This is a genomic window from Frankia sp. CoBUL1, from assembly GCF_978021245.1.
Map to the genome: position 1 here is coordinate 1 of NZ_CDXDOS010000053.1, position 17675 is coordinate 17675.

Annotated in this window: 7 protein-coding genes; 5 read left to right on the forward strand and 2 right to left on the reverse strand. The window is 71.9% G+C overall.

The features are described 5' to 3' along the window. The first annotated feature begins 690 nt into the window (after positions 1 to 690). The gene (locus AC08OX_RS06695; protein ID WP_035729926.1) at positions 691 to 1428 is read left to right on the forward strand and encodes a class I SAM-dependent methyltransferase; all 738 of its coding nucleotides are present in this window, start codon (positions 691 to 693) and stop codon (positions 1426 to 1428) included. Positions 1429 to 1489: 61 nt separating this feature from the next. Here the strand turns inward: AC08OX_RS06695 and AC08OX_RS06700 are convergent, their stop codons facing one another. Beyond that, positions 1490 to 4879, reverse strand: coding sequence for a UvrD-helicase domain-containing protein (locus AC08OX_RS06700; RefSeq protein ID WP_476607017.1), 3390 nt, complete (start codon positions 4877 to 4879; stop codon positions 1490 to 1492). A gap of 339 nt (positions 4880 to 5218) precedes the next feature. On the opposite strand from AC08OX_RS06700, the gene AC08OX_RS06705 reads away from it, so the two are divergent. Next, positions 5219 to 10288, forward strand: a complete 5070-nt coding sequence (locus AC08OX_RS06705; RefSeq protein WP_476607018.1) for an AAA domain-containing protein — start codon at positions 5219 to 5221, stop codon at positions 10286 to 10288. A 43-nt stretch (positions 10289 to 10331) separates the two neighbouring features. Here AC08OX_RS06705 and AC08OX_RS06710 read toward each other — a convergent pair whose 3' ends face one another. Continuing rightward, positions 10332 to 11663 (reverse strand): acetamidase/formamidase family protein, encoded by a 1332-nt coding sequence (locus tag AC08OX_RS06710; RefSeq protein ID WP_476607019.1) that lies wholly within the window; start codon positions 11661 to 11663, stop codon positions 10332 to 10334. A 396-nt stretch (positions 11664 to 12059) separates the two neighbouring features. Between AC08OX_RS06710 and AC08OX_RS06715 the strand changes: the two genes are divergently transcribed. The 3 genes from AC08OX_RS06715 to AC08OX_RS06725 all read left to right on the forward strand — a co-directional run bounded on the left by AC08OX_RS06715 (position 12060) and on the right by AC08OX_RS06725 (position 17595). Beyond that, on the forward strand, positions 12060 to 13094 hold the full coding sequence (locus AC08OX_RS06715; protein ID WP_476607020.1) for a thiamine-phosphate kinase: 1035 nt from the start codon (positions 12060 to 12062) through the stop codon (positions 13092 to 13094). Between the two features lie 442 nt (positions 13095 to 13536). Continuing rightward, a complete protein-coding gene (locus tag AC08OX_RS06720) occupies positions 13537 to 17271 on the forward strand; it encodes a multifunctional oxoglutarate decarboxylase/oxoglutarate dehydrogenase thiamine pyrophosphate-binding subunit/dihydrolipoyllysine-residue succinyltransferase subunit (RefSeq protein WP_476607021.1) in 3735 nt (1244 codons plus the stop codon). Positions 17272 to 17340: 69 nt separating this feature from the next. Further along, complete coding sequence (locus AC08OX_RS06725) at positions 17341 to 17595, forward strand: DUF6104 family protein (RefSeq protein WP_476607022.1); 255 nt, start codon at positions 17341 to 17343, stop codon at positions 17593 to 17595. The last annotated feature ends 80 nt before the right edge of the window (positions 17596 to 17675 follow it).

Sequence of the window (17675 nt, forward strand, 5' to 3'; positions counted from 1 at the left end):
GCTGGGCCGCGGCGATCGGCCGGGCGGGCGAGATGATCACTAGCATCCCAGATAGTCCAGATAGTCCAGTTTCTCGGAAGGCAGTCGGATCTGCCAGCGGAACCGGGTGCATTACCACCATCACCAGCCCTCAGGATCGCCGGGAACACACGTCGCCGGGTTCAGGGAACGAAGAAGCACCAACGGACCAAAGGAGCATTCAACACGTAAACAATAAACCTCAGGGCCCGGATAATTCCACAACAAGCGTGGTATGGCCCTGATCCGCGCAGCGGAGCCGGGAGATCGGGCGGACGCCGGGGCCACGGCGGACCGGGCGTCCACGCCACGGCCGGGGCGGATCCGGCTGGCGGCCCGGGCGGCTCCTGCCGCCCACCGAAGGCCCGCCACCGTGGTGTTATCGTCCCCGGCATGTCTGACACGGCGGCATCCGCGGCGACCTCCACCGCGTCCACGGCTGCGGCTTCCACGGCTCCCCCCGCAGGATCGAGGCAGGCCCCGACACCCTCCGCTGCGACCCCGGAACCGGGTGGCGAGTCCCGGGCTGCGGCTTTGGGGACCGCGCCGCCGGCCGGCCCGTCCGGCCCGGTGCCGACGAGCGGAGCGGGCACGGCGAGCGGAGCGCAGGCGGCGGCCACTCCCCGCGAGCGAACCGCCATTCCCCGCGAGCGGACCAAGGAGGGTCCGCTGGTGCGCGCCCTGCCCTATTCCGGGTTCGGACTGTCGCGCTCGAAGACGCTGTTCCTCGCGCACCGCAAGGAGCCCGTCGACCCGGCTGGCTTCTACTCGCTGATCGCTGCGGACTCCGTGCGCCAGCTGATGCGGTACACATCCCTGACCGGCCAGCTCGTCCTCGACGTCGGCGGCGGCCCGGGTTACTTCCGCTCGGCCTTCCTCGACGCCGGCGCCCGGTACGTGTGGGTCGAGCCGGACGTCTCGGAGATGGAGGCCGGTGGCATCGAGGTTCCCGGCCGGGTCCGGGGCAGCGCCTTGGACCTGCCGTTCCTCTCCGGAAGCGTTGATCTCTGCTACACGTCAAACGTGCTCGAACACGTCCCCGACCCGTGGCGGATGTGCTCCGAGCTGGCCCGGGTGACCCGCCCTGGCGGGCTCATCTTCCTGAGCTACACGAACTGGCTGTCCCCCTGGGGGGGCCACGAGACCGCACCCTGGCACTATCTGGGTGGTGACCGGGCGGCGGCGAGGTTCGAACGCCGCAAGGGCAAGGCGCCGAAAAACATCTACGGCAAGACTCTATTTCCGGTGTCGGTGGCCGACACCCTCGCCTGGGCGAAGCGGCGGTCCGACGTCGAGATCCTCGACGCGATGCCGCGCTATCTGCCCGACTGGGCGAAGGTGATCATCAGGATTCCCGGTGCCCGCGAGATTGTGACCTGGAACCTCGCGATGGTGTTGCGCAAGCGCTGAGCCGCCGGGCCGCGCGAGTGTCGGTCCAGCGGCTCCGGCCCGGTGGCTCCGGCCCAGCGGCTCAGAGGAGTCGCAGCTGCTTGCCCGGTGCCGGCCGGCGCGGGCGGCGCCGCCCGCCCTCGGCCGGGACGCCCTCAGCCGGGACAGAGGACAGCAAAGCCAGCCTGATGTCCGCAAGAAACGGTGAGGGACGGGTCGTCACGACCGACCCGGCGCGCCGCCGGCTGGCCGCCGAGGTGAGGACCAACCGATGCCTGGCCCGGGTGACGCCGACGAAGAAGAGTCGGCGCTCCTCCGCCTCGGTGTCCTTCGTGCCGGCGTCGGCGGTTCCATCGGCGGTTCCGTTGACGCCACCACCCGGCGCCTCACCGCCCGGGGTCCCACCGCCCGGCGCCTCACCGGCCGGACCAAAGCGCATCGGCAGCAGCCCGTCCTCACAACCGACGATGATGACCAGGCCGTATTCCAGACCCTTGCTCGCGTGCAGGGTCAGCAGTGAGATCCGGTCCGCCCTCGGGTCCAGCCCGTCGACCTCGGCGGCGAGCGTGACCGACGTGAGGAAACCCGCCAGGTCGTTGCCGGCCGCTGCGGCGGCCGGTGCGAGCAGCTCCACCGCCAGGCGCAGCTCGGCCTCGGTCGGCACCCGTCCGCCGGAGAAGCCGGGAAACCCGTCGGACGGCACGGCGCCGAGCTCGCTTCTCCTCGCCTCGGCGAGATCGGTGGCCCGTGCCGCCGCGTCGCGCAGCAGACCCGACACCGGACGCGGGACGCCGGGACCCGAGGGATCCATGGTCGTCAGGTCCTGCAGCAGGGCGAGCAGGTCGGCGACCGCGGGAGCGTCCGCGAGCGGGAGATGAGAGCGCCGCTGGAACGGGAAACCGCGGGTGGCCAGCGCTTCCATGATCGGCTCGGCCTGGCGGGCGGTCCGGTAGAGCACGGCGATGTCCGCGAAGGAGAACCCCGCGTCGACCGATCCGTCCACCCCCGAGTCCAACGCGTGGAACGAGGTACCGCCGAGCGCCGCGTCGATCGTGTCGACGACGGCGATCGCCTCCTCGGCCTCACTGCGGTAGCGCCGCAGCAGCACCGGGCCATCGCCCTCGGCGCCCCGCACGGCGGTCAGGGTCCGGTCCGGGACCAGACTCGCGGGCGCGATCACATCGAGCGCCGTCCGCACGATGGTGCGGGTGGATCGGTAGCCGCGGGTCAGGGCGACCGGGCGGGCACTCGGGTAGTCCTGCTCGAACCGCAGGAAGAACCGGACGTCCGCACCCCGGAAGCTGTAGATAGCCTGGTCCGGGTCGCCGATCACGCACAGGTTGGCCGTGGGGGGACACAACAGCCCCAGCAGGCGGTACTGGAGTTCGTCGGTGTCCTGGTACTCGTCGACCCAGACGTGGCGCCACCGCCGCTGGTAGTGCTCGGCGAGATCCGGGGACGACCGCAACAGGGTCAGCGGCAGGGTGATCAGATCGTCGAGGTCGACCATGTCCCGATCGCGCAGGGCGGCGTCGTAACGGGCGAGCGCCCCAACCAGGTCATGGTGGCGGATCGCCTGGCCGAGCGCTCGGTGCCGCTTGAGCTCGGCGACACCGGCCGCCACCCGCCGGCGCGTTCGGGCGTCGCCCTCACCGTGCAGTGCCGCGGCGATTAGCTCCACGCGCACCGCGTCGTCCGCGACCTGGACCTGCGGGCCCCGGGCGAGTTTCGCGTGCTGCTCACGGATGATCGTAAGCCCGAGGCCGTGGAAGGTCGTCGCGAGCACCCGTCCCGCGGCGTCACCCAGCAGGCCGGCGAGCCGTTCGGCGAGCTCCCCGGCCGCACGCCGGGTGAAGGTGACCGCCAGGCACTCCCCGGCCGGCACCCCGTGCTCAGCGACCCGGTGTGCGATCGCGTGGACCAGCGTACGGGTCTTGCCCGTTCCCGGTCCGGCGAGGACGAGCAGCGGACCGGACAGGTGCGAGGCGGCCAGCCGTTGCTCGGGATCCAGCCCGTCAAGCACCGACGGGGTATCGCCGGAAACCGGCGTGAACAGCTGGCTGTCGGCCACCGCGGCATCCCCCGGCACCACCGCGGCATCGGGTGCCGGGCGCGCCCGCGCCGCGAGCGCCTCGTCGAGGGAGGGTCCCGCATCGATCCGGTCCTGCCCACCAGCCACGCCGGACCCCAGGTCGAACAGGGTGCCACCGTCCCGGGCGAGCTCCTGGGGTTCGAACAACCGGATGACGCCGTATTCGCCGTCGAACCCGGCCTGCCGGATCACCTCCCCGCGGCGCAGGCGACCGATTGCCTCGACCAGCTCCGGCGATCCGACCCCGGCGATGTCCGTGAGCGGTACGTCGCCGAGGATGTCGAGCTCCGGGCCCAGACGGGAGACCAACGACGTCACCTGGCCCGCGACCGCCTTGCTCTTCGGGCCCACGCCGAGAATCTCCCCGACGACCTCCGGCAACGGAACCAGCGAGGTGACGTCGGGCGCCGTGACGGGGCGGTGGCCGGGCCGCCGGTCGGCCAGCGCCTCGACCCGGTTGAGGACCCCGACGGTGAGGCCGCCGCCGCAGGTGGGGCAGCGTCCGCCGACCTCCCGGGTCTGGTCCGGCGTGAGGACCACCCCGCACTTGCGATGCCCGTCGAGGTGGTACTTGCCCTCTTCCGGGAAGAACTCGACGGTCCCCGCGAAGCCGTCCCCGCCGCGCAGCGCGGCCTCGATGGAGAAGTAGTCGAGGTCGCAGGTGAACGCCGTCGCCTCCCGGCCGAGCATCGGCGGGGAGTGGGCGTCAGAGTTGCTCACCAGCCGGTAGCGGTCGAGACCGGAGATCCGCCAGAACATCTCCGGGTCCGCCGAAAGCCCAGTCTCCAGGGCGAAGACCTCGTCGGCGAGGTCACCGTAGCAGTCCTCGACGGCGTCGAACCCGGACTTCGAACCGAGAACCGCGAACCAGGGCGTCCACACGTGCGCCGGGACCAGATAGCAGCCCGCCCCGCCACCAAGGGTGATCTCCAGCAGATCGCGGGAGTCCAGGCCCAGGATGGGACGCCCGTCCGCGGCGAGGTTGCCGATCCGAGCCAGCGCCGCCGTGATCCGTCCGGCGGCCTCCCTGTCGGGAGCGTAGAGAAGATGATGGACCTTACGGGTCCGGTCGCCCCTCTTGTAGATCGTCGAGATCTCACTAGAGATCATGAAGCGGGTCGCCGTCCGGCAGGAGGCCGGTAACGTGCGCAGCACCTCATGCTCAAGATCGGACCGCAGCCGGAACAGGCCGGGCTCGGCCGGAACCAGCTTCGTCGCGATCTCCTGAGACCAGGCCGGATAGGTGAAGTCGCCGGTGCCGACGACGGCGATGCCCTTGCGTGCCGCCCACCAGGCCAGGTGCTCCAGATCGCAGTCACGACTGCAGGCACGCGAGTACCGGGAATGAATGTGCACATCAGCGTAGAACCGTGACCTCACGGATGCGTATGTTGTCGCACCCGCCTCACCATGCCGCCGGCGGCACGCCGCAACTTCACCCGCAACCTCACCCGAACCCGAACCCGAACCCGAACCCGCACCCGCACCCGCACCCGCACCCCGCGGACGGGCTACCCCCTCCTGTCGCTCCGCCGGAGGAGGGCACGTCATTATGCGTAGGATGCCGGCATCCTGCCGATCTCGCGGACGGGGCGTCACAGATCGGTGGTGCCACGGATCGGGAGAACAGCGCCGACGGGAGGAAAGTCGCGTGTCGACAACCGACGGACGGCGTTTCCCTCCCGGTGCGGGCGCCGGGATCTCCAGAGCGAGGTCCTGATGACGACGCAGACCGCCGGCCCCGAGCGGCATGCCGCCCTCGCGGACCGCTGTCACCGGCTGGTGCGGTTCCTCCATGAGGTCGCGGCGGCCCGGTCGGGCCGGATCCGGACCATCGAGGAGCATCCGCTCACGGTGTGGCTCGCCGACATCCCGGCCGGCGTGCCGCTGTCCGAGCACGCCGGGGCCGGCGAGGTGCTGCTGACCGCCCCCGCCGCCACCGTCCTGCCCCCACCGCCGCCACCGCCGCCACCGCCCGCGATCCTCGCCGGCCAGATCGTGCTGCCCGACGCGGCCGGCGCCGATCCCGACCAGCCGCCGGTGTGGAACGGCGCCGCCGCCGAGCAGGCCGCCGCCGCGGCGGCCTACCAGGCCTGGTTGCCGCGATGGCAGCTCTGGGCGACACGCGCGCGCGTTGACGCGGAGCGACGCAATCTGCACAACACGCTGCACGCGGTCGCGGCCCGGGTGGCCCAGGAGGGTGACGCGCTGGAACTCGTGCTGGCAACCGGCCTGCTGACCTGGCAGCCACCGGGCGGCCCCACCGTCCGCGAGCACCTGCTGACCACCCGGCTGACCTGCGACATCGACCCGGTCACCTCCGATATCAGGGTGCGGGTCCCGGCGGGGGCCACGACACGCCTCGCCGACGGCCCGCTACTCGACGGCATCGGCGGCTTCCGCCGGGAACGGACGAACGCGCTGCACGAGCGCCTGCGGGGACGACCGTCGGCGCCACTGGGTCCGGACGACATCCGGCTGCTGCGGGACTGGCTGGCGCTGGCGCTCGACGTGCCGACGGACGGCTTCGAACCCGACCTCGCGCCGCCCGCGCCCGACAGCGCGTCACGCCCGCGGGTGACCTTCGCCCCGGCCTTCGTCCTGCGCACCCGTGACCAGGCCGCCCTGCTGACCTACTACGAGCGGATGCTCGACGTCCTGCGGGGTGACGGACCTCCGCCGCTCGGCCTCGTCCAGCTGGTGGAGACCCTCGACGCCGCCGACCGGTTGGCCTGGCTCGAGGCAGAGGGAGCGACGAGCGGCGCCGAACTCGGTGCGGACCCGCTGCTCCCGCTCCCGGCCAGTCCCGAGCAGGCCCGGGTGCTGGAGCGGCTTCGCCACGACAACGGCGTCGTCGTCGAGGGCCCGCCCGGCACCGGCAAGACGCACACGATCGCCAACCTGGTCTGCGCCTTGCTGGCGGAGGGGCAACGGGTTCTGGTCACCAGCCAGAAGTCGCAAGCCCTGCGGGTCCTGCGGGAGAAACTGCCCCCGGACCTGCAGCGGCTGTGCGTGTCGTTCACCGATACCGAGGAGGCGCGCGACGCACCGGTCGACCAGGCCGGGAACGCGGGGGCGGACCTGGACGGCCGGCCCGACGCAGTCTTCGACCCCGCCCCGGCCGGGGCCGAAGACGAAGCGGACGAGCTTGGCGGCATCGGCGTGGGTTCCCCCGAGCTCGCCGCGAGCGTGAGCGCCCTGGCTGCGGAGAAGGCCACCTATCACCCCGAGGCGCTCGACCGGCGGATCGCGCGGGCCGCCACGCGCCGGCAGGAGGCGATCCGCGCCCGCGATGTCCTGGCGGACCGGGCCCGCGCCCTGCGGTTGGCCGAGCACACGGTGCATCCGGACAGCGAGGTGGCCGCAGGCTGGGGCGGGACGCGGGCGAGCATCGCGGCGCGGGTCCGGGCCGAGGCCGACGCGTCGCGGTGGCTGCCGCGGCCCGTGCCCCGGAGCGCGGCCGCCACCGCCACCGCCACCACGACCACGACGACCACGACCACCACGGCGACGGGGTCCGGGTCTGTCAGCCCTGCCCCGGTTCCCCCACCGTTGACCGACGCCGAGGCACTGGAGCTCCACACCCTGCTGCGATCCGGTCAGGACGTCGGCACGGACCGGTCCGCCGGCCCGGTGGTCGAGATGAGCCGATTCCTACCCGCCGAACGGTTCGCGGACCTGGTGGCCACCGCCCGCGCGGCCGACGAGGCGGTCCGCCTTGCCCGCGCGGCCGTCCGTCCCGCGACCCGAGGTCTCCTCGACACGCTCGCCGCGGTCGATCCCGCGGTGGTCTCCCTCGATCCGCTACAGCAGGCGGTCGCCGGCCTCTCCCGCGCACTCGAGGAGCTCGACGGGCGCGGGCAGCGGTCGAACAGACGGCACTGGGTTCCGGCGGCCCTCGACGACGCCCTCGCCGGCCGGGACCGGGTCCTCTGGGCGAAGGTGGCCGCGGCCACGCCGATGATCGCCGAGGCGACGCGGCACGTGACCGAGCTCGGTCTGCACGCGGTCGCCCTTCCGACCTCCGCCTCCCCGGACGGCTCCGCCTCGGCAGCCGACGCCGGCTCCCCGGCGGATCCGGGCTTCGACCCCGCCGCCCTGCTCGCCCGGGGGGAGGCGCTGCGCGAGTACCTCGACGCCGGGGGCGAGCTGCGGCGCAGGTTCCGGCCGAAGGTCCAGAAGGAGGCGGACACGCTGCTGACCCGGACGCTGGTGGACGGCGTCGCGCCGACCACCCCGGAGCTGCTCGATCTCGTGCTCGTCCGGCTCCGGGCGGAGGTCGCGGTCGAGGCCGCGACCCGCGGATGGGTCCTGGTCGGGATCGCGCCGCGGCCCACCGATCCCTTCGAGGTACGCCTGTCCCGGTTGGTTGAGGCGCAGGAGGCCGTCACGGAGATCCAGGCGATCGTGGCGGCGCGGAACCGGGTCGTGGCAATCCTGGAGGACATCGTGCCCGGCCGGGCACCGGCGATGGACTCCGCCGAGCGCGTCCGGGATCTCGCGGCCGTCATGGCCGCGCTGCGCCCGATGGCAGCCGCCACCGACGCCGAGCGGGCGCTGGGGGAACTGCGGGAGGGCTACGCCGGGCTTGCCACCGCGGCGGGCACGCCGTCCGAGGTCGCCGAGCTGGCCGGCGCGGTAGCGGCCCGCAATGTGGCCGCGTACACGCGGACCCGGGCCGCGCTCGCCACCACCATGGCTGCCCGGGAGGTGGCGCTGCGCCGGGACGAGCTGCTCGGCCGGCTGCGCGCGGCACATCCCGACCTCGCCGATCTCCTCGTCTCGACGGCCGGCGCGACCCGGCCCAATGGAGCGGAGATCTGGCCGGCCAGGCTCGCGGCGTTCACGACCGCCTGGTCCTGGGCGGTGGCCGCGAGCTGGCTGACCGCCACGGCCCCCGGCGCCGCCACGGCCCCCGGCGGCCCGGCTGGACCACCCGTCGATCTGGACGCCGAGCTGGACGCGGCGGAGGACATGGTCGCCGCGGCCACCGCGGAGCTGGCCGGCGCCCGCGCGTGGAAACACTGCCTCGAACGGATGGGCGCCGAGCAGTCGGCCGCGCTGCGCGCCTATGCCGACGCGGTGGCGGCCAGCGGCACCTTCGGCGGCCGCCACGCCGAGCGTTTCCGCCAGGCCGCCCGGGAGGCGATGGAGATCGCCCAGACGGCGGTGCCGGCCTGGGTCATGCCGATCCGGGAGGTGCTGTCGACGATCCCGGCGGTGCGCGACAGCTTCGACGTCGTGATCGTCGACGAAGGCAGTCAGGCCGGGCTCGACAGCCTGTTCCTGCTCTGGCTCGCCCCACGGGTGATCGTCGTGGGCGACGACCGGCAGTGCACGCCGCCGGTGGAGGTCACGGACGAGCTCGACCGGGTCTTCGACCGGCTGGAGGCTCTGCTGCCGGAGGTGCCGGCATGGCTACGCGTCGGGTTCACCCCCCGGTCGAGCCTGTTCACGCTGTTGCGAACCCGCTTCGGCGAGGTGATCCGGCTGCGGGAGCACTTCCGGTGCATGCCGGAGATCATCGAGTGGTCGTCGGCCATGTTCTACCGGGACGCGCCGCTGCTTCCCCTGCGCCAGTTTGGTGCCGACCGGCTGCCGCCGCTGGTCGCCCGGTTCGTTCCCCACGGTTTCACCACGGACGCGGGCCTCGGTCCACGCAATCCGGCCGAGGCCGATGCCCTGGTCGCACAGGTGCTCTCCTGCGCCGAGGATCCCCGGTACGCCCGGCTCTCCTTCGGCGTCGTCGTCCCACAGGGCACCGCACAGGCGGCGCTGATCCGCGACCAGCTGGCCGACCGGATGTCCGCCGCCGAGCACCAGCGTCGACGGCTGCGGGTGGGCGTCCCCGCCGACTTCCAGGGTGACGAGCGCGACGTCGTCTTCCTGTCCCTGGTGGTGGCGCCCGACTCGCGCATCACCCCGCTGACCCGGCTGGAGTACCAGCGGCGGTTCAACGTCGCGGCCTCCCGGGCCCGCGACCAGGTCTGGCTGTTCCACTCCGTACCGGTCACCGATCTTGACCCTCGCGATCTGCGGCACAACTATCTGAGCTACGTGCTGTCCACGACGCACCCGGCGGCCGCCGGCCGCGGCGAGGAGCCCCCGGCACTCGCCGAAGTGCCGACCAACCGTCCGCATCCGGCCTTCGGATCCCTGTTCGAACAGCGGGTCTTCCGGGAGATCGCCGGCCGCGGCTACCTGGTCACCCCGCAGGTGGAGATCAACGGTCGGCGGGTCGACCTGGTCGTCTCGGGCGATCGGGCCCGGCTCGCCGTCGAGTGCGACGGGGACGTCGGCTCCGGTCCGGACGAGATCGCGCACGAGTTCGCCCGGGAGCGCGAGCTGCGCCGGGCTGGCTGGCGGTTCTGGCGGGTCCGCCAGTCCGAGTTCGAACTCGACGCCGACGCCGCGTTGGCCTCGTTGTGGCCGCGGCTGGCGAGAGCCGGCATCGCGCCCGTGAACACCGGGGCGCGAGGACTGCGGGACGAGGCCGCCACCGGCCTCCCCCGTGTCGAACATTCCACCGTCCGGGCGAGCGCCGACGAGGCGCTGCATCGGTGGCGGCCCATCGCCCTGTCCGATCTGGAGGGCCTCGACGACGCACCGCCGGACGCCGATCCGCGCGGTTCGGCCCGTGATTCGATCCCGGTCCTCCGGCGAGGCACGGGCGCGGCCCCGGGCGCCGGTGGGGGCGACCGCTCCCCGCGGGCCGAACGGGTCGGTCAGGCCGGCGGCCCGGTCACCCCGTCCGGTTCGAACGGCGCCGGCAGGACGTCGGGATCGTGATCGTCGTGGGGATGCCTCGGCACCTGCTCCGGCGCCCGGCCGGTCACGGGGTGTCCGGGCCGCCGGCTTCCGCATCGATCGGGGGTGAGGCACCGGCCGGCTCGGCCCAGTGAATCCGCACCGCGCGACCGATCTTCTCGTCGGCCCGATCCGGCGTCTTCTCCGTGGCGTGTTCCGGATCCGTCGGGTCCTCGGTCTCCGAGTCGCCCACGCCGACGATCCGCACGAGTCCGGATCGCGGCAGTCGTGGCTTCGCGATCGGCAGTTCGGTGAAGTCCGCCCGGCGGATGCGGCAGAACGCGCTCTGGGTGCCGGTGCCGAGCTGGCAGGCCCCGAAGTCGGCCGCGGCGGACAGGTAGGCGAGCGCCTCGGTCCGGTCGAGCCCGACCCGGCTCTGCAGGAAGACCACCGCCGACCGCGCCGCGCGGCGGACCGACTCGGCGAGGTCAACGTCGAGCCCCAGGGTGACCCAGGCCGTGTCGGTCTCGATGAACGGTTCCCGCAGCGCGCCGAGAACCGACCGGGCCGCCGTGTCACGCAGCACGGTCAGCCGCAGCGTCGCCCGTAGCGGGCCATCCAGGGCGGTGGCACCGATCTTCCCGTCCCCGAGGGCGTAATGCGGATCGCCGACGGCGAACAACGCGCCGCTCACCTGGACCGGCAGGAACAGCCGCGCGCCCGCGCCGAGTTCCCGGCAGTCCAGGGCGCCGCCGTGCAGACCGATCGAGGTGGAGGGGACGATCTTGGTGGTAGTGTCCACGCCGACCGCCATGATGCCCAGGAACGGCGCCAACGGAAACCGGGTCCTGCTGCCGTTCACGCTGGTCAGGGCGCCGAACAGGCGGCCCCGCCGGCGCTCCACCGCACAGAAGGTGGTAACGGTGCGGAAGCGTCGCCAATGGCGGGCGTCGGCGTCCGCGTCCGGCGGCCCCCCCTCGGGGAACTCCCCGGCGAGCAGGCCCGTGCCATGGCGGGTCGAGACGATCCCATACCGTGCGCGGGGATGCAGCGAGACCACCTCAACCCGCAGCACGTCCCCCGGTTCCGCGCCCCGGATGAACACCGGTCCGGTGACGATGTGGGGACCGTCCACCCCGAACCGGTGCGGGATACCCGAAGCTGCGATCGCCCGGGCGTCGGCCAGCACCTCCGACGGCGCGACCCCGAAACCGGCGAAGAAGGCGTCGGGATCGCGCCCCTGGTCGCAGAGGATCCCCTCTTGGCTGACCGTGTCGAAGGTGACCGTGGCGCCGGAGTCGATACTGAGAACCGGCCTGGTCAGGGCGTTCGGCAGCTCACCCCATCTGATGGTCTCGGGGGTGGAGGGCAGGTAGTGCCTTCCCTCGATCCTTCCTCGGCCAGGCTGCAGCGCCACCCGACCCTACCTGGACCGATGCCTGGTCAGCGGACCTCCGCTGGGCCGAATCGCCTGGGCGCGCGGCTGACCGACCCCACGGATCACGGCAGGCCGCGGACAACATACACGCGGACAGGTCTGGCTTCGCACGCGCGTCAGATTTCCAGCAGCATATGTCGGGAAGGTGACGCAGACGTTGCGATCACGGTCATTCCGCTGTCTCCGGGTAGGCGGTGCGGCCAGGGCCGCATCCGGCACGCCCCGGCACGCCACCATCCACCCGTCGGTGCCGCCTCCGGCCGGAAGCCCCGGGACCGGTCGGTCCGGTCGGTCCGGTCGGTCCGGTCGGTCCGGCGGGAAACTCCGCCCGAGGATGGAATATCTAGATCATCTAGATATTGGAGGATATGGCGAATGGGAAGTCACGGGAAACCCCCGGCGGGGGCGACGCTGCGCGATCTGGGCGAGTTCGGCTTGATCGAGGCCGTGACGGCGCGTTTCTCCCATGGACGGGACGTGCTGGTCGGCCCCGGGGACGACGCGGCGGTGCTGGCCGCCCCGGACGGTCGGGTGGTCGTCACCACCGACCTGCTGCTCGAAGGACGCCACTTCCGCCGGGACTGGTCGTCCGCGGTGGATGTCGGGCACAAGGCCGCCGCGCAGAACCTCGCCGACGTGGCGTCGATGGGGGCGAGGCCCACCGGCCTGTTCCTCGGCTTCGCCGCACCCGGCGACCTCGCGGTCGACTGGGCCCTGGCGATGGCCGACGGAATGGCCGAGGAATGCGCGCAGGCCGGTGCCTCCGTGTCCGGCGGGGACGTCAGCTCCGCGGATTTGATCATGCTCGGGGTGACCGCGCTCGGTGACCTGCAGGGCCGGCCGCCGGTCCTGCGCTCGGGCGCCCGGCCCGGCGATGCCGTGGTGCTCGCTGGTCGTCTCGGGTGGGCCCAGGCGGGGCTGGCCCTACTCACGGCGGGTTCGGCAGCCGGCGACTCCCGATGGGTCGACGACCCGCGATGGAAGGAGCTGATCGCGGCGCACCGCCGGCCCCGGCCGCCCTACGCGCTCGGGCCGGTGCTCGCCGCCGCGGGCGCGCACGCCATGTGCGACGTCTCGGACGGTCTCGTGGCGGATCTCGGTCACATCGCCGTGGCCTCGGGGGTGTCCATCGATCTCGCGTCGGAAGCCTTCCTGATCGACGAGGCGATGCGGTCGGCCGGGGCTGCCCTTGATGTGGACCCGTTGCGCTGGGTACTCGGCGGCGGCGAGGATCACCCGCTGGTCGCCTGCCTTCCCCCAGAAGTGACCCCGCCGGCCGGGTGCATGGTGATCGGTTCGGTCCTGAGCGGCGCGGGATCGGCCGGCGCGGGGGTGACAGTGGACGGGGAACGCCCCGTAGGCAGCGATGGGTGGGATCACTACGGGCAGTCCGCGACGGACGCATCCTGACCCCGGACACACCAAGGGACAACGACACCAAGAGGGACACCGATACCAAGGGAGAAAGACACCGAGGAGCAGAAACATCAGGAGGCAGACGCCGGCCCGCCAGGTCGCCTCACGGGCGTAGGTCGCTCGAAGCGACATTTATTGGGTCCGGGGGCCATGATGCGGGCCGGCGTCACCGAAGCATAACCGACGGCCCGCCCGGGAGTATCCCCACCGCGCGATGAACGATGGAACGATCTCGCTCTCGCCCTGATTGGCTGTAGCTACCGGACGTTCCCGGCGCCGGTCCGCCCATCCCGGAGAACACGCCGAGCAATCTACTCGTAACCGATCATGGACAGGCCAGGCCGGGATGCCCAGAGCGGGTAGGATAGGCAGACGGTGGCGGAAGGGCCTTATCGGAGGCCGAGAAGCGAGACCGTGGATAGAGGCGAATGGCCCCGTGACAGCACCGACGGTACCTGCGTCAGGACCTGACTTCGGACCCAATGAATGGCTGGTCTTCGAGATCTACCAACAGTTTCTCGAAGATCCGCAGAGCGTGTCACCGGAGTGGCGCGAGTTCCTCTCCGATTACCACCCCGGCGCGCCGCCCGCCGCTGCGGGCGGCGCCGGGCAGGCCGCCACGGCGGCACCTAACGGGGAGGTTTCGCCGGATGGTGAGGTCTTCCACACTACGCCTGTTCCGGTGAAGCCGAGCGCGGCCGCACCGTCCACTCCGGCCGCGCCGGTCCCGGCGTCGGCACAGCCCGCCGGGCCCCCGAAGCAGGCGGCACCCGCCGACAGGCAGGCTCCGGAGGCGGCCACGCCGCTGCGCGGCGCCGCCGCCCGCGTGGTCAGCAACATGGAGACCTCGCTGCACATCCCGACGGCGACCTCGGTGCGGGCGGTGCCGGCCAAGCTGCTCGCGGACAACCGCATCGTGATCAACCGGCACCTGGCCCGCTCCAGCGGCGGCAAGGTGTCCTTCACGCACATCATCGGCTACGCGATGGTCAAGGCGCTGGCCGCGCATCCCGTCATGAACGCCTCCTACACGGAGGTGGGCGGCAAGCCGGCCGTCGTCCAGCCGGAGCACATCAACCTGGGCCTCGCCATCGACCTGGTGACCCCGAAGGGCCGCCAGCTCGTCGTCGCCGCCGTCAAGAAGGCCGAGACGCTGGACTTCACCCAGTTCTGGCAGGCCTACGAGGACCTCGTGCGCCGGGCCCGGACGAACAAGCTGACCACCGACGACTTCACCGGCGTCACCATCAGCCTGACCAACCCCGGCGGCATCGGCACCGTGCACTCGGTGCCCCGCCTGATGGAGGGCCAGGGCACGATCATCGGCGTCGGGGCGATGGAGTACCCGGCCGAGTTCTCCGGCGCGTCGGCGAACACCCTGGCGAAGCTCGCGATCTCCAAGATCATCACGCTGACCAGCACCTACGACCACCGCATCATCCAGGGCGCCCAGTCGGGTGAGTACCTGCGCCGGATGCATCAGCTACTCCTCGGCGAGGACGGCTTCTACGACGAGATCTTCCAGTCGCTGCGGGTGCCCTACGAGCCCGTGCGCTGGGTCGCCGACATGCCGGTCGTGCACGAGGGCGACCTCGACCACAACGCCCGGGTGCTGGAACTGATCCACGCCTACCGGGTACGCGGCCACCTCATGGCGGACACGAACCCGCTCGAGTTCGCCATCCGCAGCCATCCCGACCTCGACATCATCAGCCACGGGCTGACCCTGTGGGACCTCGACCGCGAGTTCGCCGTCGGCGGCTTCGCCGGGCACCGGACGATGTCCCTGCGCGACGTCCTGGGGGTCCTGCGCGACTCGTACTGCCGTCGGGTCGGCATCGAGTACATGCACATCCAGGAACCGGATGAGCGTGCCTGGATCCAGGCCCGGGTCGAGCGGGCCGCGGAGCGGCCGGACCCGGCCGAGCAGCTGCACGTGCTGGAGCGGCTCGGGGCCGCGGAGGCGTTCGAATCGTTCCTGCAGACCAAGTACGTCGGCCAGCGCCGGTTCTCCCTCGAGGGCGCCGAGTCGACGATCCCCGCCCTCGACGAGGTTCTCTCGCGCGCCGCCGGCGCGGGGATGGACGAGGTCGTCATCGGCATGGCCCATCGCGGCCGGCTGAACGTGCTCGCCAACATCGTCGGCAAGTCCTACCGGCAGATCTTCGCCGAGTTCGAGGGCTACCTCGACCCGCAGACGGCGCACGGCTCCGGCGACGTCAAGTACCACCTCGGCGCCGAGGGCGTCTACACCGGCCAGGACGGCCGCACGGTACCGGTTTCGGTGGTCGCGAACCCGTCGCACCTCGAGGCGGTCGACCCGGTCACCGAGGGCGTCGTCCGCGCCAAGCAGGACATTCTGGACAAGGGCTCGGCGGGTTTCACCGTTCTGCCGGTACTCGTCCACGGCGATGCCGCGTTCGCCGGGCAGGGGGTCGTCGCCGAGACCCTCAACCTGTCCCAGCTGCGCGGATACCGCACCGGTGGCACCGTACACCTGGTCATCAACAACCAGGTCGGATTCACCACCTCGCCGGACTCCGGCCGGTCGTCGGTGTACGCCACCGACGTCGCCCGGATGGTCCAGGCACCGATCTTCCACGTGAACGGGGACGACCCGGAGGCGTGTGTCCGGGTTGCGGCGCTGGCGTTCGAGTACCGCCAGGCGTTCCACAAGGACGTCGTCATCGATCTGGTCTGCTACCGGCGGCGCGGGCACAATGAGATGGACGAGCCCTCGTTCACCCAGCCGTTGATGTACGACACCATCGCCAGCAAGCGTTCGGTGCGCAAGCTCTACACCGAGGCGCTGATCGGCCGCGGGGACATCACCCGCGAGGAGGCCGAGCAAGCGATGAAGAGCTACCGCGCGGAGCTCGAGAAGGCCTTCGCGCAGACCCGGGACACCACCCCGGCGAGCTCGTCGCCGCAGCCACGCATCATCACCACCCCGGAGGAGGCCGCCGCGGCGGCCGCGGTCAGCACCGCCGTGTCCGACGAGGCCGTGAAGAAGGTCATCGAGACCCAGGTCAACCTGCCGGAGGGCTTCACCGTCCATCCACGGCTGCGTCCCCAGGTCGAGCGGCGGGCCCAGATGGTGGAGACCGGCTTGATCGACTGGGCGCTGGCGGAGACCCTGGCCTTCGGAACGCTCCTGCTCGACGGCCGCTCGGTGCGGCTGACCGGTCAGGACAGCCGGCGGGGCACCTTCGGCCAGCGGCACGCCGTGCTGGTCGACCGGCACAGCGCCGCGGACCACACCCCGCTGCGGACCCTGCGCCACGGCCTCGACGGCACCATCGTGAACGACGGTGTCGGCACCTTCTACGTCTACGACTCGCTGTTGAGTGAGTTCGCTGCGATGGGCTTCGAGTACGGCTACGCGGTCGCCCGGCCGGATATGCTGGTGCTCTGGGAGGCGCAGTTCGGCGACTTCGCCAACGGCGCCCAGTCGATCATTGACGAGTTCATCACCGCCGGTGAGGCCAAGTGGGGCCAGCGGTCGGCGGTCACCCTGCTGCTGCCGCACGGCTACGAGGGTCAGGGTCCCGACCACTCCTCCGCCCGCATCGAGCGCTTCTTGTCGCTGTGCGCGGACAACAACATGACGGTCTCCGCACCCTCGTCCCCCGCCAGCTACTTCCACCTGCTGCGCCGGCAGGCCCTCTCGCCGGTCCGGCGTCCGCTGGTGGTCTTCACCCCCAAGTCGATGCTGCGGCTGAAGGCCGCAACGTCCACCGTGGCCGAGCTGACCGGCGGCGGCTGGCAGCCGGTGATCGACGATGGGTCCGTCACGGACCCGTCGGCCGTGCGCCGGATACTGCTCACGGCGGGCAAGGTCTACTACGATCTCGCAGCCGCTCGGGGGAAGCAGGACGACGCCGAGCGATTCGCCCTGTTGCGCGTCGAACAGCTCTACCCGACGCCCGGGCCGGAGCTCGCGCAGGTCCTGGAGCGTTACCCGAACGTGACGGACATCGTCTGGCTCCAGGAGGAGCCGGCGAACCAGGGCGCCTACCCGCACATGGCCCTCAACCTGACCGAGTTCCTGCCCGGCGGCACCCGGCTGCGTCGTATCTCCCGGCGCGCCGCCGCGGCCCCGGCCTCGGGGTCGTCGAAGGTGCACGAGCGCGAGCAGCAGGCCCTGGTCGAGGCGGCGTTCGAGAACTGAGCGCGCGGCCGGCGGTGCGTCGCCCGATCCGAGGACCGGCCGCCGCACCGGTGGTGTTCCCAGGCCGCCGTGCCCGGCAGCGCCACCGGCGTGCGGCGGCCGGTCCGGCTCGCCAGCCATCCGCTCGCCAGACAGGGGGCAGCGATGTACTTCACCGACCGGGGGATCGAGGAACTCGCCGCGCGGCGCGGCCCGGAGAGCCTGACCTACGAGGGTCTCGCCGACTCGCTGCGCGTCTTCGTGGACCTGTATCCCGGCTTCGAGGACGCGATCGACCGGCTCGCCGCCTGGCTGGCCCGCCCCGACGAGGACCCGGATCTCTAGCGGGAGTTTCCTAGATAGTTCGATCTTGGTTGGAGTTTTCGCAGCCCATGACCAAAGTTGATCTTCCGGATGTGTATTAC